Annotated in this window: 19 protein-coding genes and 1 tRNA gene; 16 read left to right on the forward strand and 4 right to left on the reverse strand. The window is 42.9% G+C overall.

The window, feature by feature from the left end:
• Window positions 1-351 precede the first annotated feature (351 nt).
• From HQR03_RS10440 to icmH, 4 genes are all read left to right on the forward strand, one after another.
• On the forward strand, window positions 352-1,308 hold the full coding sequence (locus HQR03_RS10440; protein ID WP_244952024.1) for a M15 family metallopeptidase: 957 nt from the start codon (window positions 352-354) through the stop codon (window positions 1,306-1,308).
• Window positions 1,309-1,351: 43 nt separating this feature from the next.
• On the forward strand, window positions 1,352-2,050 hold the full coding sequence (locus HQR03_RS10445) for a hypothetical protein (RefSeq protein ID WP_025652082.1): 699 nt from the start codon (window positions 1,352-1,354) through the stop codon (window positions 2,048-2,050).
• A gap of 9 nt (window positions 2,051-2,059) precedes the next feature.
• Entirely contained in the window at window positions 2,060-3,406 is a 1,347-nt protein-coding gene (gene tssK / locus HQR03_RS10450) for a type VI secretion system baseplate subunit TssK (protein ID WP_173240131.1), read from the forward strand.
• A 145-nt stretch (window positions 3,407-3,551) separates the two neighbouring features.
• Window positions 3,552-4,364: a type IVB secretion system protein IcmH/DotU gene (gene icmH, locus HQR03_RS10455; RefSeq protein ID WP_025652084.1), complete on the forward strand. Its 813-nt coding sequence runs from the start codon at window positions 3,552-3,554 to the stop codon at window positions 4,362-4,364.
• Between the two features lie 393 nt (window positions 4,365-4,757).
• Here the strand turns inward: icmH and HQR03_RS10460 are convergent.
• Window positions 4,758-4,833 (reverse strand) — tRNA-Asn (locus HQR03_RS10460).
• Window positions 4,834-5,121: 288 nt separating this feature from the next.
• Window positions 5,122-6,324: a pyridoxal phosphate-dependent aminotransferase gene (locus HQR03_RS10465; RefSeq protein ID WP_173240132.1), complete on the reverse strand. Its 1,203-nt coding sequence runs from the start codon at window positions 6,322-6,324 to the stop codon at window positions 5,122-5,124.
• A 520-nt stretch (window positions 6,325-6,844) separates the two neighbouring features.
• On the opposite strand from HQR03_RS10465, the gene HQR03_RS10470 reads away from it, so the two are divergent.
• The 6 genes from HQR03_RS10470 (at window position 6,845) to truC (ending at window position 13,510) form a co-directional block, all read left to right on the forward strand.
• Window positions 6,845-7,582: an SDR family NAD(P)-dependent oxidoreductase gene (locus HQR03_RS10470; RefSeq protein WP_025652086.1), complete on the forward strand. Its 738-nt coding sequence runs from the start codon at window positions 6,845-6,847 to the stop codon at window positions 7,580-7,582.
• A 157-nt stretch (window positions 7,583-7,739) separates the two neighbouring features.
• A complete protein-coding gene (locus tag HQR03_RS10475; protein ID WP_173240133.1) occupies window positions 7,740-9,500 on the forward strand; it encodes an NAD(P)/FAD-dependent oxidoreductase in 1,761 nt (586 codons plus the stop codon).
• Window positions 9,493-10,575 carry a DUF1365 domain-containing protein gene (locus tag HQR03_RS10480; protein WP_173240134.1) on the forward strand — a complete coding sequence of 361 codons (1,083 nt, stop codon included), beginning with the start codon at window positions 9,493-9,495 and terminating at the stop codon, window positions 10,573-10,575. The genes HQR03_RS10475 and HQR03_RS10480 overlap by 8 nt, the downstream gene beginning before the upstream one ends.
• Window positions 10,576-10,707: 132 nt before the next feature.
• Window positions 10,708-12,102, forward strand: a complete 1,395-nt coding sequence (locus HQR03_RS10485) for an SAM-dependent methyltransferase (protein ID WP_173240135.1) — start codon at window positions 10,708-10,710, stop codon at window positions 12,100-12,102.
• A gap of 76 nt (window positions 12,103-12,178) precedes the next feature.
• Window positions 12,179-12,589 (forward strand): DUF2177 family protein, encoded by a 411-nt coding sequence (locus HQR03_RS10490; protein ID WP_025652090.1) that lies wholly within the window; start codon window positions 12,179-12,181, stop codon window positions 12,587-12,589.
• Between the two features lie 135 nt (window positions 12,590-12,724).
• Window positions 12,725-13,510: a tRNA pseudouridine(65) synthase TruC gene (gene truC / locus HQR03_RS10495; protein ID WP_173240136.1), complete on the forward strand. Its 786-nt coding sequence runs from the start codon at window positions 12,725-12,727 to the stop codon at window positions 13,508-13,510.
• A gap of 175 nt (window positions 13,511-13,685) precedes the next feature.
• Here the strand turns inward: truC and ampC are convergent, their stop codons facing one another.
• Complete coding sequence (gene ampC / locus HQR03_RS10500) at window positions 13,686-14,861, reverse strand: class C beta-lactamase (protein ID WP_173240137.1); 1,176 nt, start codon at window positions 14,859-14,861, stop codon at window positions 13,686-13,688.
• A gap of 353 nt (window positions 14,862-15,214) precedes the next feature.
• Here ampC and HQR03_RS10505 point away from each other — a divergent pair, with 353 nt between their 5' ends.
• The 4 genes from HQR03_RS10505 (at window position 15,215) to HQR03_RS10520 (ending at window position 17,817) form a co-directional block, all read left to right on the forward strand.
• On the forward strand, window positions 15,215-15,760 hold the full coding sequence (locus tag HQR03_RS10505) for an acyl-CoA thioesterase (RefSeq protein WP_025652093.1): 546 nt from the start codon (window positions 15,215-15,217) through the stop codon (window positions 15,758-15,760).
• Between the two features lie 231 nt (window positions 15,761-15,991).
• Window positions 15,992-17,116, forward strand: a complete 1,125-nt coding sequence (locus HQR03_RS10510) for a cation diffusion facilitator family transporter (protein ID WP_025652094.1) — start codon at window positions 15,992-15,994, stop codon at window positions 17,114-17,116.
• A gap of 11 nt (window positions 17,117-17,127) precedes the next feature.
• Entirely contained in the window at window positions 17,128-17,277 is a 150-nt protein-coding gene (locus HQR03_RS10515; RefSeq protein WP_173240138.1) for a hypothetical protein, read from the forward strand.
• Window positions 17,278-17,325: 48 nt separating this feature from the next.
• Window positions 17,326-17,817: a DUF2059 domain-containing protein gene (locus HQR03_RS10520; protein WP_173240139.1), complete on the forward strand. Its 492-nt coding sequence runs from the start codon at window positions 17,326-17,328 to the stop codon at window positions 17,815-17,817.
• Window positions 17,818-17,959: 142 nt separating this feature from the next.
• Here HQR03_RS10520 and dps read toward each other — a convergent pair whose 3' ends face one another.
• On the reverse strand, window positions 17,960-18,442 hold the full coding sequence (dps, locus tag HQR03_RS10525) for a DNA starvation/stationary phase protection protein Dps (protein WP_173240140.1): 483 nt from the start codon (window positions 18,440-18,442) through the stop codon (window positions 17,960-17,962).
• A 513-nt stretch (window positions 18,443-18,955) separates the two neighbouring features.
• Here dps and uvrB point away from each other — a divergent pair.
• Together uvrB and HQR03_RS10535 are read left to right on the forward strand one after the other, a co-directional pair.
• On the forward strand, window positions 18,956-21,067 hold the full coding sequence (uvrB, locus tag HQR03_RS10530; protein WP_173240141.1) for an excinuclease ABC subunit UvrB: 2,112 nt from the start codon (window positions 18,956-18,958) through the stop codon (window positions 21,065-21,067).
• 240 nt (window positions 21,068-21,307) lie between these two features.
• Window positions 21,308-22,360 (forward strand): pyridoxal phosphate-dependent aminotransferase, encoded by a 1,053-nt coding sequence (locus HQR03_RS10535; protein ID WP_025652099.1) that lies wholly within the window; start codon window positions 21,308-21,310, stop codon window positions 22,358-22,360.
• Window positions 22,361-22,473 lie beyond the last annotated feature (113 nt).

Raw genomic sequence — 22,473 nt, forward strand, 5'->3', positions numbered from 1 at the left:
AATTTTATTAGAGGTAGTTTATGGTATTTGAAGATTTCTCGCTACCATGTATCATTACTTTGCTTGGTTAATTAGCATAAGATGGTTTTTCTTCTCGATTTTTGCTCATCGCCATGCTATATCACTAGTCAATATAGCCAGTTAATAAAAAATACAATTAAGTTGGGTTTTTTATAAAAAAATATCTCATCTGTCTATATAATAGCCAGCTACGACATGCTGATGGCTGAACATTAGTATTTTCCAATATTTTGCCCGCTGTTTTTCTTTATGCCTCACTGTGCCATTATTTTCCTTATGATTTATTTGGTCGTTATCCTTTTTACGCTTGTCTCCATTACAGTGATTATCATGCTTTTTGATCGTCAGCTGTATGAGCGACTGTTTGATAAGGTGAGCACTGTTTGGCAAGGCGTCTCGGTGATCAAACTTCAACGCCCCACGCTCAAGCTACCAGTTCTGCCACGTATCTCGCCTAACAGCATTCCTATTGTTCCTGCTTTATCTGTTTTAGCCATTCTTACGACGACAGTGGGGTGTTATTTTCTGATTATGCATAACTCTCTTGAGGTTTATCATGCTCAAGATGATTCGTTGAATACTGCCAACTCGCAAATCAGTCAATTACTGGTCGGGGAGCGATTGCGACCACCGCCTGCGCCGCCTGCTGAGCTTTTCGCTGAGCTAGAAGCAGAGATTGCCAGCTATCAAGCCACGCAAACCGACGAGGGCTATTGGCCGGAGGTGGCGACGGACGCGTCACCAGTACAAAGGCCTTTAATGCTCCCTGAACCTGACCTGTCTGATTTAAATACCCAAGACCACAGTACGGGCTACTCGGGTGATATTTTGGCATCGCATATCAGCAATGGGCACATTAACATCAGAAATGCTGACCGTAATTGGAATAAGATGAACTCTGAGTTTGTCCAACGGCTGTTGACTGTCTATAAGGTGATGAGTGATCAATATGGTTATGACATGGTGCTGCTAGAGGGCTATCGTAGTCCGGGAAGGCAAGCACGCTTGCTCAAAAAAGGCCCGAATGTCACCAAGGCAGGATCTTATAAGAGCTATCATCAGTTTGGTCTAGCAGGCGATAGCGCCTTTATTAGAAATGGTAAAATTGTGATTACTGAAAAGGATCCATGGGCGATGCAGGGCTACAAGTTATATGGTAAAGTAGCAAAATCGGCTGGACTAGTGTGGGGTGGCGACTGGCGTATGATGGATTTGGGCCATGTTGAGCTGCGCAAAAAAGGCGTGCTTGGTCGCCCGCAAATGGCAGAGATTTTGACCAGTCAATAACGACAATAACAAAGCAAAATACAGAAATAATATGGACAAATGTATGAAATTATCTATAGCGGCAGTGGCTCTTGGTTGGGTATTAACGACCACGCTATCAGGATGTAGCCTCAGTGGCGCTAGTAAGTCTGATAGTAATGCGTCTGTACTGGCTGGCAAGTCAGGTAGCAATAACGAAGCTTCCGTCATCGATAGCATGAAAGACGTTATTAGCCATAAAAGCACGGCAATGAATGAAGATTTACAAAACCTAAAAGCGCAACTAGAGCAACAGCAACAGCGGCTTGAGTCAATGAATGACGAGCAAAAAGCCTTGCAAGAACAGCTAAAACGTCAAAGTATTACTCTGCAAATTCTTCCTGCGGCTAATGCCAATGCTGGACGTGCCAAACAAGGCACTGCGAGTACGGCTTATATTGGATTTTTAGAAGAAGAGAATCAATTCGCCGAGGTAGAGGAGCGGGCTGCTAAAGAAGTTAGCGTCATTCCCAATCGTGCCACCAGTCTTAAGCTAAGTATTCCACAGGATGCACAGTTTATTGCCATCAAAGTTGGACTGAGACATACGCAGAAACGCTCGCAGGTATTGATACCACTTGATAGTATCGATTTTGACCAAGCGCTGGTTTTAAATATCGGCGCTTGTGATATCAATATCAAAGAAGGCGTCAATCCAGAGTTAGTGCCTGACTTTACCACCAAACTTAAATATTATCAGCAACCGCTGGTTAGCTGCTTGTAGGAGATAGCCTTGAGTAAACATAGAGTATTATGGGGAGAGGGACTGTTTTTAAGACCCCAGCATTTTCAGATTCAAGACAGCTATCATAACTCGCAACGTGCACTAAGTATGACACTGATACACCCTTATGCTTATGGCATAGCAGACGTGCAAATTGATAAACAATTACTAGAGAGCAATTTATTAAGCTTCCAAAGCATCTACGGTGTGCTACCAGACGGTACTATCTATCAAGCGCCACGTACCGATGCGCTGCCAAAGCCAATCACGCTTGATACTCACCGTAACGACGATGAGATATTCGTGTTTTTGAGCCTTGAGATTGTTCATAGTGGCGGTAGCAATATACAGACAGAGCAAAGCGATAACCCAGCACGCTATGTGAGAAATACGGTCGAGGCACAAGATCTGTACAGTCAAGCTGCCGAAGCGATGATCGATGTTATTCAACTGTCACCAAGCTTGCAGCTGAGCCATTCTGCTCAAGCGCCCAGTCAAGATACCGTCTCTTTGCTAGTTGCTAAGTTGCTGCGTACCACCCAAGGTGTCTACCAAGTGGACGAAGATTATATTGTGCCTAGCGTCCATATCACCAGTAATCCTGCATTGGTCAACCAAGTCTATCGCTTGATGACGATGATTAATACCAAGTCCACCTCTCTCTATGACCATCATCGTCAATCTAACAATGATTTGCTAGAGTTTCGCTCATCAGACATTGCGTCTTTTTGGCTTTTGCATACGCTAAATACCGCATACTCTCAGCTCAGCCATTTATACAATAATGCCAAGCTACATCCAGAACGGCTTTATGAGGCGCTATTGAATGTTGCCAGTCAATTGGCGACCTTTAGCTCATTATATAAAGTAGGTGATTTGCCCTCTTATCAGCATAACAATGCCAATGAGTCTTTTATCAGTATCATTTTGATCATTCGCGAACTGCTCAATACGGTGATTGCTAGCAACTTTATCTCTATTCCTTTGCGTCAAAATAAACCGTCTTACTACACAGGGGAGCTGAGCAGTGACAAGATTACTCGCAGCTCACAGCTGTATCTGTCGGTTAGCTCATCGCTACCGATGCATGAGCTCATTGATATCGTGCCAAGACGCTTTAAAGTGGCAACGCCAGACGCGGTAGAGAAGCGGGTACTATCAGCACTACCGGGGTCACCAGTCTCGCATGTCACCCAAGTACCTAGTGCGATACCGGTAAGACCAGGCTTTAGCTACTTCACTATCGAACCGGTCGGTGAGCTGTATGATGAGATGATTAAGTCTGAGTCTATCTGTATTTATGTACCGAACGGCTTTGATGACTTAAAAATAGAGCTGATGGCCATCGTGCAGTAGTTTTTCTGAGAAATGTTATGAATAAGGGTTTATGAGAAATTGATGTTTATATCTAAAATACCTCACTCAATTTTTGCTTATGGATAATCTTTAACCAAACCCTTTTATTCAGTTGTATTTCAAATAATTAGTATTAGGAACGATCATGTCAGCAAACAATTCAACGGGTTCTGCGCCTTCATTGCTAGATTCAGGCGAGGTGGCATCAAAAGTATCAGCGAATGGCCTTGATAGACGCATCAGCAGCCAGTCGCTGGTTGATATCATGTATGACGGCTTTTACTTGGTTTTCTTATTGCGTAATCATTATTTTAGTACCGAACCGCGTAAGTTCCGTCAAAAAATATACGAGTTTTTAGATAAGTTCGAAATGAACGCTCGTAAAAAGGGCTTTTTGTCAGAAGATATTCACGAAGCCAAGTACGCTTATTGTGCGCTGATTGATGAGACAATCATGACGTCGCAAGAGCCAGAGTTTCAAACGTTAAAGGATGCTTGGGAGCTAAACCCTTTACAGTTAGATTTGTTTGGCTCGCAAATCGCTGGCAATGAGTTCTTTGAGCGCTTAGATGGTCTGCGCGAACAAGGGGAGAGGCGTCTGCCAGCGTTAGAAGTCTATCATTATGCGATGTTGCTTGGCTTTCAAGGAAAGTATCGTTTAGAGGCGCCAGAAAAGATACGCTATCTTATCTCGCGTTTGGGTGATGAGATTGAGCATTTGCGTGGTAATAAAAACGAGTTTTCGCCATTTTGGGCGATTCCTGATCAGATTAAGCACACACTGACCAGTGAGACACCGCTATGGATCATCGTTGCCGTAATGGCAGTGCTATTGACGGCGATATTTACAACTATGTGGTATCTGACCAATAGCTTCACGGATCATCAACTCTCAGCTTATGATAACGTCATCCAAGAAAATAAAGAGCAAGCGCATATTTCAATTTTCTTACCGTAACTGCTTGTATTTACCGAGAGATATTTACCTTATATTTACCGAGAGATAGTTACCGATAATAATTTAAAATACGGCCGTTAGTTATAGTTAATATTAAATAAATGGATACGTTGTTTAATAACGCGGAACTGGTATGAATTTTTCTGGCTTGCTGTGCCTATGCCGACAGAGGCTGCAAAAAATTCATCCCAGTCCAGCTGTATCTTTTTAATATTGGACTGACTATAAGTACTGACGGTCGTTTTCATGAGTCGGTAGTAAAATATTTTTAGTAATATCTAAAACATAAAGCAATAAATAACAACCACAAAAAAACCCCCATCAAAGTGATGAGGGTCTTGGCAAATGCCATAATCGAATCAAAGATGACTCAAAAAATTTACTACTAAAATATGGCTCTCCAACCTGGGCTCGAACCAGGGACACACGGATTAACAGTCCGTTGCTCTACCAACTGAGCTATTGGAGAATAAGCTGTAAGTGTTTAATCGCTTACAACGAGCTTAGAAAGTCTCTAACGAGTTCTTGCTAAGTGGGGCGTATTCTAGCAAAGATAAAAAATACGTCAAGCTTTTTTTGCATAATTAACAACATTAATGGTTTTTAATAGGATGGTGACGGTTTTTAAGACGTTTTTCATTACCGATAGCTGTTAAAGCCACAATAAAAAGACGCCCACATATCATTTATGCGGGCGTCTTTTTTATTGAAATATTTTTAAAACTTATTACTTTTTACCGTGAATTAACAATAACCGTTATTCAGCAACGTCTAAATCAGCAACCGCTTTTTCGATACGTGATAACGCATCTTTTAGCGTCGCTTCATCAGTGGCGTAAGAGATACGCATATAACCGCCCAGACCGAAGGCATCGCCAGGAACGACCGCAACGCCAACTTTCTCTAACAACCATGCTGAGAACTCAGTACATGACGATAGACCAGCGGCTTTGATGAGTGGTTTGATGTCAGGATAGACATAAAATGCGCCATCAGGACGTAGGCATGTGATGCCTTTAATGGCGTTTAGACCGTCAACGACCAAATCACAACGCTTTTCAAATGCTGCGATCATAGGCTCTAGTACGCTTTGATCACCACTGATAGCAGCTTCGGCAGCGACTTGACTGATAGAGGTTGGGCATGAAGTTGATTGTGATTGTACTTTTTTCATCGCACCGATCAATTTAGCAGGGCCACCAGCATAGCCGATACGCCAGCCCGTCATCGCATATGCTTTTGATACGCCGTTTAGGATAATAGCGCGGTCTTTAAGCTCAGGCGCAGCATTCAAGATATTGTAGAACTTATCACCCGTCCAGCGAATGTGCTCGTACATGTCGTCAGAGGCCACATAGACTTGTGGGTGCTTTTTAAGCACTTCAGCGATGGCTTTTAGCTCATCTAGCGTATAAATCATGCCCGTTGGGTTAGAAGGACTGTTCAATACCAGCATTTTGGTTTTGTCAGTGATGGCAGCTTCTAATTGCTCTGGAGTGATTTTGAAGTCCTGCTCAGCTGGGCATTTAACAATAACTGGCACGCCTTCTGCGATGATAACCATGTCAGGATAGCTGACCCAGTACGGTGCTGGAATGATGACTTCATCACCAGAATTGATAAAAGCTTGGGCAAGGTTAAAGAAGGACTGCTTACCACCGACTGATACCAAGATTTCATTTGGCTCATAGCTGATGTCGTTATCACGCTTGAATTTCTCAATGATGGCTTTTTTGAGCTCTGGGGTGCCATCGACAGCAGTGTACTTGGTGAAGCCGTCATTGATGGCATCGATTGCTGCTTTTTTGACATGTTCTGGCGTATCAAAATCAGGTTCGCCAGCACCTAGACCAATGATATCTTTGCCTGAGGCTTTTAGCTCTTTGGCTTTATTGGTGATTGCTAAGGTAGGGGATGGTTTGATGTTGTTGACACGGTCAGACAATTGCAATTCGCTCATGAGAGCTCCTTTTCGTATGGGAGTGGGTTGGTGAAAATCTGCTGGTAATTATATAACGTTTTAAGCATTATCAGGACACGTTATAAGGTAGTTTAAGCGTTTTTTAGCATCATTTTATTATTCATATCAGGCATCGCCGAATAATACATGGCTATTACTGAATAATAAGTCGTTAGCGCTCAGTATAAAGCTTGCCAGTTTTGGCATTGTAGCATGCTGCTATTACGCTGTCTCATAGAGGCAGTAACAGAAAATGACGCTTTTGCAGAGGGTTTTAGCCTTTATTTGATCAAATATATGTCATATTGCTAGCATGACTTGTGCGTCATTGATTGCGAAGTCACAACAATAGCGCCGCAGCCTTATACTATAATTATTTAGATTTGATAAATAAGTGATGTACTTAGTTAATGTAAATGTTACTAATACTCACTCTCAATAAAAACAAAAAACGAATTATAAGTGCTTTATACCCGTCACAATTTCTATATGATAAAAATGGTTAACAAGGATATTAACGATGACAAACGCTCCCGAAAAACAACACATACTTATCACTGGCGCGACCTCAGGTATTGGCAAGCAACTGGCCAAAGACTATCTGCTAGACGGTCATCATGTCTATGCCGTTGGACGAGATGATGAAGCACTGGCTGAGCTGAAAGCATTAGGGGCAGAGACGATTGATTTGGATCTTATGGATCGAGAAAAAGTCATTGCCGCCTTTGATAAGGTTAGCCAGATTGATGTGGCCATTTGCGGTGCTGGCATGTGTGAGTATTTAGACATGCCAAACTTTGACAGTAGTGTGTTTATGAAAGTCATGTCAGTCAATATGGGCACGTTATCGCACGCCATCGAAGGGGTGTTGCCAAAGCTGATTGCTTCAAAAGGTCGCTTGGTCGGTATCGGCTCAGCCTCTGCTTACGTGCCTTTTGCTCGTGCCGAAGCCTATGGTAGCTCAAAAGCCGCTATCCATTATCTTATGAAAACCTTACAGATTAGTCTTGCTCCGCAGGATATCTCGGTGAGCTTAGTCGTTCCCGGCTTTGTCGAAACGCCGATGACCAAACAAAATGATTTTCCCATGCCATTTATCCAAACACCAAAACAGGCAAGCCAAGCGATACGCGATGGTATTGCCAGCGGCCATGATGTTATCGAATTCCCTAAAAAACTCACCTTGCCATTAAAAGTGCTGGGTACATTGCCAGATTTGGTCTGGCAACAAGTGGGTAGTAAGCTGAGTAAAAAATAACAGCCTAGGGCATGTCTTCATTGTTAGCCCTTTGAGATGAGTTTCAGTTGGATAGAGGATATGCTCTAACGATTAAATGAATGAAATGCCCTTGTGTTTATAAAATATCGCTCGTCCAAATAATAGCAAAAACAAAAATATAGAAAGGAATGCTTTTATGCTGCTTAACCGTCGTAAGCGTGCCAGTACGAATACAGTGTCAACCAATAAAAAACAGCCCAACGCCTTTAAAGATTCAGCTAATGCGCCCGCGAAAAAGCGTATCGCTATCATCGGATCGGGGGTCTCAGGACTGACTTGTGCTCATTATTTGGTCGCAGAGCATGAGGTGACGATATTTGAAGCCAGTGATTATATTGGCGGGCATGTAAATACCATTGATGTGGCGCTACAAGATGGCAAAAAAGCAAAGAGCAGTAAAGTAGAAAACAGCGCAATAGACACCGGTTTTATTGTCTTTAATGAGCGTACCTATCCCAACTTTTTTCGCTTACTCCATGAGTTACAAGTGCCGTTTCAAGCAACGGATATGAGCTTTTCAGTAAAAAATATCGCGCGTCATTTTGAGTATAACGGTCACACGCTCAATACCTTATTATCGCAGCGCAAGAATGTCCTCAATCCTAAGTTTTGGCAATTTATCAAAGATATCCTACAGTTTAATAAGCATATCAAGCAGCTGCGCCAAGATTATGATGCGGCGCGTGCACAGGGGCAAGATGTCAGCGGTTTTACTGCGCAAACATTGGGCGATTATCTAGCGCAAAAACGCTATGGGTCGCTATTTACCGATAACTATCTGCTGCCTATGGTGTCTGCTATTTGGTCAGCCAGTCTGGATGACGTACAAGATTTCCCATTGGTATTTTTTGCCCAGTTTTTTGATAATCATGGACTGCTCGATGTAGTCAATCGTCCGCAATGGTTCACCATCAAAGGCGGCTCTAAACAATATGTCAATAAATTGCTGCCACGCTTTGTCAAGGCAGGCGGCCAGGTAAGGGTAAATTGCCCGGTGCAGTCTGTTACTCGTATGGGTGCTGATGATGGCGACAAGGTGACGTTGACCATTCAAGATAAGAGCCGCACTGATGATAAGGTTGAACACCTTGTGTTTGATGACGTTATCTTTGCTTGTCATGCAGATACCGCGCTCAAGCTTTTAGCAGATGCCAGTGCTGATGAAGCTGACGTATTGGGTCATTTTCACTTTAGCAAAAATACGGCTGTGCTGCACACCGACACCCAAGTGTTGCCTAACAAGCCTCTAGCATGGGCAAGCTGGAACTATCTGATAGATGACAAAACTGAGCCTACAAAATCTGAGCGTGCAAAGGCTGCCTCAAAGCCAGTACTGACTTATCATATGAATATCTTGCAGCGGCTGACCAAAAAGCATAATTATTTGGTCACCCTCAATCCAGCAACCGTTGATAAAGGTATTGATGACAGACAAGTTATTAAGCGTATTGACTATAGCCATCCTATCTTCGACAAGGCGATGATTGAGGCGCAGACACAATGGTCACGCATCTCTGGCAGTGGTTTGCATACGCATTTTTGCGGTGCGTATTGGTTCAATGGCTTTCATGAAGATGGTGTACGCAGTGGTCTAAGAGTTTGCCAAGCGCTTGGGTATGATATTGACATAAAAGACGAAGTCGACCCAAGTCACTTGCCGGATAGTGATAGCGCACACACGCCGTTTCGTTATAAAGACTTGCCAGTAAAAGCCGATAAACAGTCGCGCACACTGACAAAGCGTCAGGTAGTGACGGCAACGACCAATCAAGAATTGGTTGATTACGTTCACCGTTTACAGTCTGCCGCTACTGACTCGCCGCAAAAGAAAAAACGTGGCTTATTTGGTCGGCGTAAAGCCGAGCAACATAGTACCAAGCAGCATAGTAATGAGTGAAATAAAAGAGAGCATTATGATGACCCCAGTGCATCCGTCTCACGCAATGTCAACTCATGAGTTACCTTGTACCTCTGACAGCTTGCCGCACCAGTTATTTCATGGGAATACGTGGCACAGTCGGCTACTGCCAAATGTGCATAAGTTTGTGTACCCGTATCGCTATTGGGGTGTCAATATTAGCGCGTTAGCAGCAGGGCAGGCGCTCCCTGAAGTCGATACAGCAGGCTATGGCAAACGTCAGTGCCTAAAAGGGCTGCCACTATTTTCCACAGGAAAAAAGGCATTACAGCAGTTTTATCCTGATGATTATTTACAAGGCATATCACAAAGATTAAGGTCGCAAGAGCCAAATAGCCTAAGTGAAAGTAATAATCCAAATGATGCCATAAAATCGCTTGATATAAATGCTAAAAACGGTGAAGAAGCTAATAATAGAGTAGCCAACAATAAATTAGCTAACGTCAGTAGCTATCAAAAACTTGAGCAAAGACTGCGTCAGGCTTTTATGAACCATGCTGGTAGCGCGCCAAGTGGTGACATGCTGGGCTTGGTTGTCTGCCGCAATGCTGGTATATATTTTAGCCCCGTGAATTTTTATCTGGGTTTTGATGAGCAGCAACAGCCAACGCATTTACTGGCTGAGGTCTCTAATACGCCGTGGAATAAACGTCACTATTACGGATTTTTATTAGATGGGACGGACACCGAATTCTGCCATGATAAAGACTTTCATGTCTCACCATTTAATCCTATCGACCAGCTCTATCGCTGGCAGGTTAAAGTTAAAAAACAGCCAGATAACTGCTTACAAGTGCGTATTGCCATCGATATTAGCGACGAGCGGGGAGAGGTGCTAAAGACTGGTATCAAGGTGTCTGGGGTGCCGATGACCGAGGCAACGGTTCGCGATAGCTTACGCAAAAATCCGCTGATGAATATGACCTCGCTAACGCGTATTTATTGGCATGCGTTTAAGCTTTATGCGATTAAAAAAGTGCCTTATATTAATTATGATGAAAAGCTAGCCGATAGCAAACAGCAGCAAGCGGCTAATAAAAAAGACATCATTTAGCCAGTGCAAAGTTAACATTCGGTATAAATGTAAAACTCAGTACAGAATTGAAATCAAGTTTCAGAATTAAGCCACGCGACTTCAAGAGCCTAATGTCCAAACATAAGGCCTTTAGATAAGGATAAGTAGACGATGTCAGCACGACCGACCAATAGAAATCCAGCTTCGACATTAGGAAGATTTACCGCACGTATCAATAAAACCGTCAATGACAGCACCGTATTGCGACCAGTCAATGACAGTATTAATAATTTGGCACGAAAGTTGATCTTTCGCGCGTTGGAGCATGTGCAGTTTGGCAGCCTCACATTGATCGAAGCATTCGATGAGCAAGCGCCTAAGACCCAGAGCTTTGGTATCAAGGCATCTGAGGCGATGAGCAGCTCAGCAGTGGGTCGCCATCCCTTAAACGTCACATTGATGATTCATGACAGTGCCGTCTATCGCCAATTGTTATTTGGTGGTTCGATTGCCCTAGCAGATAGTTATATCAATGGCGAGTGGGATACGGATGATCTGACAGGCTTGATTCGACTGGCAGCGCGCAACTTAGCCGTGCTTAACCAGTTAGAAAACCGCTTCGCTGCGGTCAGCAAAACTTTTGAAAAAGCCAAGCACCGACTGCGTAGTAATGATAAATCTGGCTCAAAATCCAATATCTTAGCGCATTATGATTTGGGCAATGATATGTATGAGCGGTTTTTGGACGATACCATGATGTACTCATCGGCAGTATATCAGTCGCCTGATACGACACTGAGCGATGCCCAGCAGCATAAGCTAGCGCTTATCTGTCAGCGTCTACAGCTGAGCGCTGACGATCATGTCATTGAAATCGGTACTGGCTGGGGCGGCTTTGCTATTTATGCCGCCAAGCATTACGGCTGTCATATAACGACAACGACCATTTCAGATGCGCAGTATAACGAGGCACAGCAGCGGGTCGAAGCTGCCGGACTGTCTGATAAAATCACCCTTCTCAAGCAGGATTATCGTGAGCTGACTGGGCAGTATGACAAGCTGGTCAGTATTGAGATGATTGAAGCGGTCGGACATGAATTCTTGCCGACGTTTTTTGCCAAGTGTAATAGCTTGCTTAAGCCAACAGGGTTGATGGTGCTGCAAGCGATTACCTTTAATGATCAGAACTATCAAGACTATATCGATTCGGTCGACTTTATCCAGACCCATATTTTCCCTGGTGGCTGTCTGCTCTCAAACCAAGAGCTCAATACCCAGTTTACTGAGCAGACCGATATGGTCATCAAACAGTTGCATGATTATGGCTTTGATTATGCCTATACATTACGCGATTGGCGCACAGCTTTTATGGCGCAGCGCAATGAAATCAAAGCACTCGGTTATGATGAAGCCTTTATTCGCTTGTGGGAGTTTTATTTCTGCTACTGTGAAGGCGGCTTTTTGGAGCGTACCATCGGTGTGGTACAAGTAACAGCGGTCAAACCAAATAACATCGACACGCTACATTTTTCTGATTTACCAGCGGCAGACAAGGTATCCGCTTAACGCACTGTTTGACATGAGGTTGCGTATTGGTGCAAAAGCGCCTAATGCTGAGCAACCCTGATAAAAGGATATTATTATGGCTTACGTATTTATCTATCTGGCTGCTGTTGTCATATTTTTGGGTGTTGATGCAGTTTGGCTTACGACCATGAAAGGGGCTTTTTATGAGTCGCGTATCGGTCATCTATTGGCTGATGAGCCCAATATGATGGCCGCTGGCGTGTTTTATATGTTTTATATATTGGCACTTTGTATATTGGTTCTGTATCCGCAAATCAAAGCACAGGCATCGGTCGGCCATATCTTCTTACTGGGTGGTCTGATAGGACTGATGGCATATGGCACTTATGACTTTACCAACTTAGCTTTGTATAAAGGCTTTACCTTAGATACCGCGTTAGTAGATTTTGCGTGGGGCGGCATTTTAACTGGCTCAGTGAGTGCGATCGTCGCTTGGCTGGCGTACCGTTTTCATTGGTTGAGCTAACCAGCATATACCGCCTATTTCTCTGAAACACAGTCCGAATTTATTATGTCACTACAAGGGCAATAAAATAAAAAGGGTATATATAAAAGACAGTAGATATATAATTACATTATTTAAAATAATAGTAACTAAAGTATGAGCATCGAAAACATAGATATCGAAGGTAGCACCGTCAATCAAACCGCTAATCTAATAGAGATTATCTATGAAGATGAGTTTTTGGTGGCGATTAATAAAGAGGCGGGTTTACTCGTACATCGCAGTTGGCTGGACAAAGGCGAGACCCGCTTTGCCATGCAACTCACTCGTGATGCAGTAGGTTGCCATGTATTTCCGGTGCATCGGTTAGACAAGCCGACATCAGGCGTGTTGTTGTTCGCCAAGAGCTCAGCTGTGGCGCGTAGCCTTACCGAGGCTTTTACTGCGCATAAGGTTTCTAAGCAATACTTAGCCGTGGTGCGTGGCTTTATGCCAGAGCAGGGTACTGTTGATTATGCGTTGAGTTTTAAGCCCGACGCCATTGCCGATAAATTTGCCAATTTGGACAAACCCGCTCAAGATGCGGTGACCCACTGGCAGAGTTTGGCTCAAATTGAGCTGCCATTTGCGGTATCAAAAAAGCATGATACGAGCCGCTACAGTCTAGTGCGCTTAACACCTGAGACTGGTCGCAAGCATCAGCTGCGTCGACACATGAGACATTTATTTCATCACATAGTGGGTGATACTAGCCACGGCGACGGACGGCACAACAGATTTTTTCGTACTCAATACGACTGTACGCGCATGCTGTTGCATGCTCAGACTTTAGCGCTTAGTCATCCAGTCACCGGTGAGCCATTATTGATAAAAGCAGGATTAGACGATCAATGGCTGCGTATCATGGAAGAGTTTTCTTGGGTAGAGAGCGCTATATATTAAGCAGGATAAAGTTTAGGTTCTGTCTTAGAAGGTCATATCAAAGTAGTTGAAATACAGTCACTACAGATGAAGGCTTAAATCCTGAGTGAGGACTTGAAGCTTGATATCCGGTCTATATGTGCTAATAGGTCAAGCTGTTGATACAATATCAGCGTACTTAGCTGGTGGCTCATGCTCAATGAGTTATTGCATTCTCTAAAATCATATACGCTGCTTTGACCCTATCTGCATTGGGATAATTTTTATTTGCCAGAATGATAATGCCTGATTTTTCGGCAGGAATATAAGCGATATAGCCACCAAACCCATTAGTAGCGCCTGTTTTGTTGACCCAGACATTGTTTAAAATAGGCGTTGGATGGTTGTCTATTTTAATGGCTTGAGGCTTTAGCACCACATCCATTGAGTTACCTTCGAGTAAGGTATCTAGCTGAGTAGGATAAGGGTACATCTCCCATCCTAACCCTTGTGTAAAAGTGCTCGCCTGATAGTAACCCTTTCTATTATTGTCTAACGCTTGCTGAATATCTTTATCCAACGGCACAAGACCCATATTAGCAGCCATAAAATGCGTCATATCTTTAATGGTGGATTTAATGCCATAGGCTTCAGCGTCTAACATGCCAGCATTGACTCGGATAGCATCGCCAGCAGCGTTATAACCAAATGCATAATCCGCCATTTTGTCACTAGGCACATTGATAAAGGTGTTGGGCATATTGAGTGACGGTAGTATTTTTTCTTCCATCAATTGTGTGTAATCAGCGTCCATGCTCAATGCCGATATATAACCAAACAATCCTATGCTGGCATTGGAATATAAACGCTTTGAGTTGACCGGAAAGACTGGCTGCCAAGATTTATAATAACGGAGCAACTCTTTATTATTTTTAACCTCATCAGGTACTTGTAGCGGTAGACCACCAGCGGAATAGGTGGCTAGGTTTATAAGCTTAGTATTGCCAATGGTGCTGTTTTTTAGGTAGGGAATATATTTATCAGCCGTATCTTCTAATTTAAGTGTGCCATTTAATTCTGAATAACTGGCTAAGGTAGCAGCAAACGTCTTACTGATTGAGCCTAGCTCAAAAACAGTGTTTTCTGAGACAGGTATTTTGGCTTTCTTATCAGCCAAACCATAATAATATAAATGTGATTTACCATCGATAATAACGCCAAAAGCCATTCCTGAAATATTATGCTCATTCATTAGTAATTTGGCTTGTTGATCAACGGCGCTCTTTAGTTGGCCATTATTATCTGCTGCTTGTACGGTTCCAGATAGTAATGCTGCTGTCACTAAAGCGGTAAGTCCCACTTGATTTAAAAGGGTTTGAAAGTGCTGTTTCATTATAGGGTTGCTCGTTTATTCTGATAGATTTATTAACGATCGTTTGATGCTTCAATGATTATGGGAACAACTCTTACTTTAATTTTAGGAGTATTATTTCATGATACTTAACCTCTGACAATATAGAGCTGTCCAGTACAATGGATTGATTCCTCTGAAGTACTCACCAATATAACCAGCTATTTGCATCCCTAAATCCTATTTATAAAACACTCAAAATAGACTGCTATAATGCAACCTATTATAATAGATTGTGAGAATCGTTATCTTTATAAAAAAATACTTAAGTCATGTGCTCAAAACCCGTTTGGTCACTTAAGACCAATAAATTTTAGAAAACCGTAAGGAATGTTATGCCCCAGTACAATACTACCTCAACTGCCAAAAAAGCCCCTTTAAATCATGAGCTATATATGACGGTGCTAATGACCCCTGATATGGCAAATTTCATCGGCAATGTCCATGGTGGTGATTTGCTCAAAATGCTCGATCAGGTCGCTTATGCCTGTGCCAGTCGCTATAGCGGTAACTATGTGGTGACCCTATCAGTTGATCAAGTGATGTTTCGTGAGCCAATCTATGTGGGTGAGCTAGTGACCTTTGCTGCGAGCGTCAACTACGTGGGTAGAACGTCGATGGAAGTAGGCATACGTGTCGAAGCAGAAGATGTACGGGCGCGCACGGTTCGTCATACCAATAGCTGCTACTTTACGATGGTCGCCATTGATGACAATGGCAAGCCAACGCCAGCGCCACCGCTTGATATCAAAAATGTGATGCAGCAGTGTCGTTTTGATGCAGGCTTAGAGCGTAAAAATCTACGTATGCAAAGCTCACACCGTCCTAGCTGTGATATAGAGGATATGATTGGTGAGCTGTCAAGTAGTCGTGAAGATTAAGCCAAATAGAACGCTTAGCCAAGGGTTGTAAATTAAGAGCTAAGATAGTGTTGGTCATCTAAAGTAAACAGCGATTCACTAAAAAGTTACTGATAGTTTATCTAAGACTGCGCTATCTTTTATGCTAGCCATTGCGGTTGCTTCATAAGTATTTACTAGAACAGCATTTACTGTAAGCAAAAACTAGGATAGAGACAATGGTTACCCATTCGCTATTTTACTGAGACTATTATGAGTTTAAAGCCATCAAAAACCAATTCACATAGTCCTACTACTGATCAGCCAGCACCGCATCATAATCGTGCTCGCGGTACTGGTACGCTCATTAATAAGACCCATTCTGATGGTAGTTCTCGTTCTGGCTTCGATGATGTGTCTAAGCCAGCAGCCGATAAAGATGAGCAACATTCTGCCTCATTGACGACGGTATTGATTGCTGTTGGGGCCAACCTCATCATTGCGATTGCCAAAACCATAGCCGCCTTTATGACGGGTTCTGCCTCTATGATCGCAGAGTCTGCGCATTCTTGGGCAGATGCAGGTAATGGGACTTTATTAATTGTCGCCGAAAAAAAGGCCATCAAACCTGCTGATAAAAGCCATCCGCTTGGCTACGGTAAAGAGTCGTATGTCTGGTCGATGATTGCCGCTTTTGGTGTTTTTATGGCAGGCTCTATTGTCTCCATTTATACCGGTATTACCGAGTGGAACGCGGCTGAGAGTGAGACCGACTATACGATTGGGTTTATTATATTAGCAGTAGCTTTTGTACTCGAAGGCTTTTCGTTAGGACAGGCTTACTTGCAAAGCAAAAAGCATGGTGAAGCGATCAATGTCAGCGCCATCGGCTATGTGGTCGATACGTCTAACCCCACTTTGCGCGGTGTGTTTTTTGAAGATTTAGCGGCTGTGATTGGCTTGCTTGTCGCTGCGGCTGCGATGGGTATGCATGCTTATACCGGACAGCCCTTTTGGGATGCGCTAGGTTCTATCGTCGTCGGCCTATTATTGGGTGTGGTTGCTATCTTTTTAATCAGCCGTAACCGCGACTTTTTGGTCGGCTATAAAGTATCCGATAGGATGCATTCCTATGCGTTGAGCGAGCTGCTCAATCATCCAGATATTGATAGTGTGTCTTACTTGCATCTAGAGTGGGTAGGGCCAAAAAAAATATTTATGGTGGCGGCAGTAGATATCGCTGGTAATCAAAAAGAAAAAGAAATCGCGCAAAAATTTGAAGACATTGAAAGCCAGTTCCGTGCCGATCCCTTATTCCAAGAAGCCATTTTGACATTGTCAGTGCCTAATGCTGAGGTGCTCAGTTTGCCCAAAAGTAACGATAAAGTTGCCTCATAATGAGAAGTAATATGAAACTAAGTCTGCAATCTATTGTAGAAAGTAAAGTCGGCTGTTCTATCATGGTTCGTTCATTAAGTGTGGCGGTTATGATGATTACTACAGTAGTCAGTCTGACTCAGGCCAACGCTGAGTTAGTTATTCACAATGAGCCTGCTTAACAGCAGATAGTAAGTGCCAATAGCGATTCTATTAACAATACCGCTTTCATGAATAATGATATCTCCCCAACAGGTACGTCTATCGTTAAATTGATGCAAGTGATGCATATTGATGAGCAAATAGAATCTATCGTTAACGGGCAACAAGCGGCTATCGATGCTATTAATACGCAACAGACGCGCACTCAACAAAAAGACAGTGGCAAACTGAACAAACGCCAACGTGAGCTACAAGAGCAAATTCAAAGTGTATTGGGTCAATATGCCAAGATAATGACCAATGGTATAGGCAACGCCACTGACAAGCAGACGTTAACGCAAGCGTATATTAACGCAGCAAAAAATTACTATACGCAAGCGGAAGTTGATGCTCAAATTGGCTTTTATGACACAGTAATTGGTCAAAGTATCTTGGCTAAACAGCCACAAATTACAGCAGCCTTTTTAAAGCAATCTTTGCCTGATGATACCAGTGAGACAGAAGCGCAATTGGGTGAGTTATTACCGCAAATGCAAGAGATTATCAAAGGTGTATTTTAATTGATAGTTTAGCTATTTTAGCGCCAATCTTAATTTTGTCACGCATAAAAAAAGGTCACCCAATGGAGTGACCTTTTCTTTTTTACTTTATCTATAGCGATTCAACTAATCGGTATTGAGATTAATCAAAACTATAAAATATTTATTTTTTTGGTGCATTAGCGCCAATGAACCATGCATCTTTATCAACAGTACGGCTAACTTCTGTTAGTAGATCGGCAGTATCTTCATCGCCTGCATCACCTGCAGTATCGATGCCTTCACGTAATGATGCTGCAATGGTTTTATAACGATTGGTCAGCTCACGTACATGCTGATCAACTTCGCTGATATCAGTAGGGTAAGTCTCTAAGATAGAGTCTTCAACCACACGCTTAGAGATACCATTGGCCTTACCGCCTAGGATAACAATACGTTCAGCGATCGTATCATAAGCTTCAGTCAAGCGGCTATAGGTATCATCAAGTAGCTGATGCACGCCGATAAAGCCAGTACCTTGAAGATTCCAGTGACATTGCTTACTGTCCATACTCAAATCAATGAGATTTGCTAAATTAGCATTCAATAAGTCGATCATTTTCTTTGCGGTTGCGTCGTCTATTCCACTTGCGTAACGTTCTCTCATATTTTACTCCATTATTTAGATTTATTTTATTGGGTTTACTTTTCTTTTTATTAGAAAGGTATCCAAGCACCGTTTAATTCATCTGTTTAGATTGGTTGATTCAAAGTAACCATAGTCCAATTACTATAAAAGACATATTGTTAAAAAAGACAGATTGCTATAAATAAAATTTGTCTATGGGCTGTACTTATTTTCAACAGTGCTTGTTCTTAACGAGTTATTTCATAAACGATAATAGCAGCTCATGGCACTGTTGGTACCCTCAAGCGTTAGGCTTTGTTAGGTGGTCGTGTAATGACTTTGTTAACCATGAAAAGCTTTGTAAATTTATCAGAGTCTGTGTGCGGTTTTTATGACAATTTGCAATTTTTCTCATCATAAATTCTATCTCTATCAGCGCTGTTCTATGACGGGCTATACGAGCCTAGCCTAATGACTAGACTCACGGTTGTCCTTTAAAAACTGCTCATCAGACCCCATATTGTTATAAACCTAAAGAAGAAGAAAGCCATTATGCGAATGCCTGAACCGCGCTCGTCGCGTCAGTTAAACCAATTGGCCACTCAGCTGCAAGGCGAAGCTGAAATCAGTGGTGTCAATGCGTCTGGTACGCAAATATCAAGCCGCGCCTTTGAGATGGTCACCGACTTTGAGCCGGCAGGCGATCAACCGCAAGCGATTGCCAAGCTTGTTAATGGTATCAATGCTGGGATGGATGAGCAGCTGTTACTCGGTGTGACCGGTTCTGGTAAGACTTATACCATGGCAAAGGTCATCGCTGAATGCCAACGTCCAACCATTATTATGGCGCACAATAAAACCCTTGCCGCCCAGCTCTATGGCGAATTTAAAGCGTTCTTTCCAAATAATGCGGTTGAGTATTTTGTCAGTTATTACGATTATTATCAGCCGGAAGCCTATGTTGCTGCAAGTGATACCTTTATCGAAAAAGACAGTGCCATTAACGATCACATCGATCAGATGCGCCTGTCAGCGACACGAGCACTCCTAGAGCGCCGTGATGCGATTATCGTCGCCTCAGTATCGTGCATTTATGGTTTGGGTGATCCAGAAAGTTATCTAAAAATGCTGCTGCACGTCGTCGTCGGTGACAAAATCGATCGTACTGCTACCATTAAACGCCTCGTTGAAATGCAATATACGCGCAATGAGTTAGACTTTGGCCGTGGTACGTATCGCTTGCGTGGCGAGCTGCTAGATATTTATCCTGCTGAGTCTGAGCAACTGGCGGTACGTGTGCATTTATTTGACAATGAAGTGGAGAAAATCACGTGGTTTGATCCCTTGACGGGTAAGACGGTACGTAGCGTGCCACGTATTACTATCTATCCAAAATCGCATTATGTGACGCCGCGCAACAAGTTAGAAGCTGCCAGTCATACCATTCGCGCTGAGCTTGAGCCGCGTCTAGAATATTTCCGTGAAAATAACAAGCTGATTGAAGCACAGCGTCTCAAAGAGCGTACCCAGTATGATCTTGAGATGATTCAACAGCTCGGCTATTGCAACGGTATCGAAAACTATTCGCAGCATCTATCAGGTCGTCCATGGGGTGAGGCACCGCCTACATTGTTTGATTATATTCCAGAAGACGCACTGCTGTTCCTTGATGAATCGCACGTCACCGTTTCGCAAATCGGTGCAATGTATAAAGGCGATAGATCACGTAAAGAAAACTTGGTCAATTATGGTTTCCGTCTGCCAAGCGCGATGAACAACCGCCCGATGAAGTTTGAAGAGTGGGAGCGTATCAAGCCTAAGACTATTTATGTCAGTGCTACGCCTGCATTGTATGAGCTTGAACACAGCGAGCAAGTCGTTGAACAAGTCGTCCGTCCAACGGGTTTGATTGATCCTGAGATTGAGATTCGCCCTGTATTGACGCAGGTCGATGATGTGTTATCAGAGATTACTAAGCGTCGAGAAAAAGATGAGCGCGTGCTGATAACTACCTTGACCAAGCGCATGTCAGAAGATTTGACCAGTTATCTAAAAGAATACGACGTCAAAGTTGCTTATCTGCATTCGGATATTGATACTGTCGAGCGTATGCAAATCATTCATGAGTTGCGGACTGGCGTGCATGATGTACTGGTCGGTATTAACCTATTGCGTGAAGGTTTAGATATGCCAGAAGTGTCATTGGTCGCAATATTTGATGCGGACAAAGAAGGCTTCTTGCGTTCTGAGCGTGCCTTGATTCAGACCATTGGTCGTGCTGCGCGTCATATCAATGGTAAGGCTATCCTTTATGCTGATCGCATTACCAACAGTATGCAAAAGGCGATAGACGAGACCGACCGTCGCCGTGAAAAACAAGTGGCCTTTAACCTTGAGCATAACATCACACCGAAAGGTGCGCGCCGTAGTATCACCGATAAAATCGATACGGGTGACGATCAGAATGCCAATGACAATCAAGTGATTCCTATCAAGAGCAATCTGCCTGATGTCGATATCAGCATTTTACGCAGTCCTGATTTGCTGGCGAAAGAAATCAACCGTCTTGAAAAGCTTATGAAGCAGATGTCACGTGACTTGAAATTTGAGGATGCCGCGAAAACGCGTGATAAAGTGCTAGAGTTAAAAGCGCATTTGATCTAATAGGTTATTTGAACTGTCGTTAATATCAGTTTGTATCTAACAAAAAGGTGAGTTGCCAACGGTGCAGCTCACCTTTTTTATGGTTTTCTTATCAGCAAAACAAACTCGATTTTTTTTTCGATATAATTATAACTAATAATTGGTTATATCAAAACTTGTGTTTATACCAAATGCCACTTAATATGATATCAATGAGCAATATGAACTTATAACAACGGACGTTAAGGCACATAATCCATCATGAAAAATAATAAATTCTTAGAATTAAATGCGAATGAAAACTCACTAGGTATGGCAGATTCTGCCAAACAAGCCATTATAGAGTCTTTAGGTGAGGGCTTTCGTTATCCAGATAATCCACGCGCGGCGCTCATTAGCAAAATTTCCACCATCCATGGTGTGGCAAAAGACCAAATCTCCTTAGGCAATGGCTCGACTGAAAATATTCGAGCGACCTTACAGATGCTGCAAAACAAAGCACTAAAAGAGGGCAAGCAGTTTCAAATGGTGATTCCTGTGCCAACGTTTGATTGTGCAGAGATGTATGCAAATTCCATTGGCGTGCCTGTGGTCAAGATACCGTTAACCACTGAAAACTATGATTATGATTTTGATGAATTACAAAAAGTAGCTGACGATTTTGATGGTATTAGTCTGCTCTATATTTGCAATCCAAATAATCCAACTGGCATCATTACATCAACTTCAAGGCTTAAAACCTGGGTAAGTAATGCACCAGATAACCATTACTTTTTATTAGATCAAGCTTACTTGGAGTATGTGTCAGACCCAAGCTTTGAGAGTGGGATTGAGTGGGTGAAACAAGGGCTATCAGACAATCTTATTGTTATCCATACTTTTTCAAAGTTATGTGCTTTAGCTGGTATGCGAGTGGGCTACGCGGTTTCTAACCCGCAAGCTATTGAGACTGTCGAAGCCTTTATGTCTATGGACAATACCAACTTGTCGGGTGCGGTCGCCGCCATTACGACGTTAAATGATGCAGAATTTTTAGCACTCAGCTTGCGCAATACCAATCAATCGCGCCGGATGATTGAGACCGTGTTAGACGATCTGGGATTGCGTTATTTACCCTCACAGACCAATTTTATTTTTCATGAAATAAAGGGTGACTTAAAAACATACATCGATAGAATGCGAGACAATGGCATAAAGGTTGGGCGTGAATTTCCCCCTGTTACCGGATTCAACCGCCTAACGCTTGGCACGCCTGATGAGATGGCAGCATTTATTAAAGTATTAAAGCTGTTCCGTGAAAAAGGCTGGGTCTAATGCATGGCGTACAAGATGCGCGTAGGGCACTTGTATTCACCTTGAATGCGCCTTACCATATTAATACTTATCGGTATAAAGCTTACCATTCATCTGACATACCAATGCAAAAT

Source organism: Psychrobacter okhotskensis (assembly GCF_013248965.1).
In the GTDB taxonomy this organism is placed as follows: Bacteria; Pseudomonadota; Gammaproteobacteria; order Pseudomonadales; family Moraxellaceae; genus Psychrobacter; species Psychrobacter okhotskensis.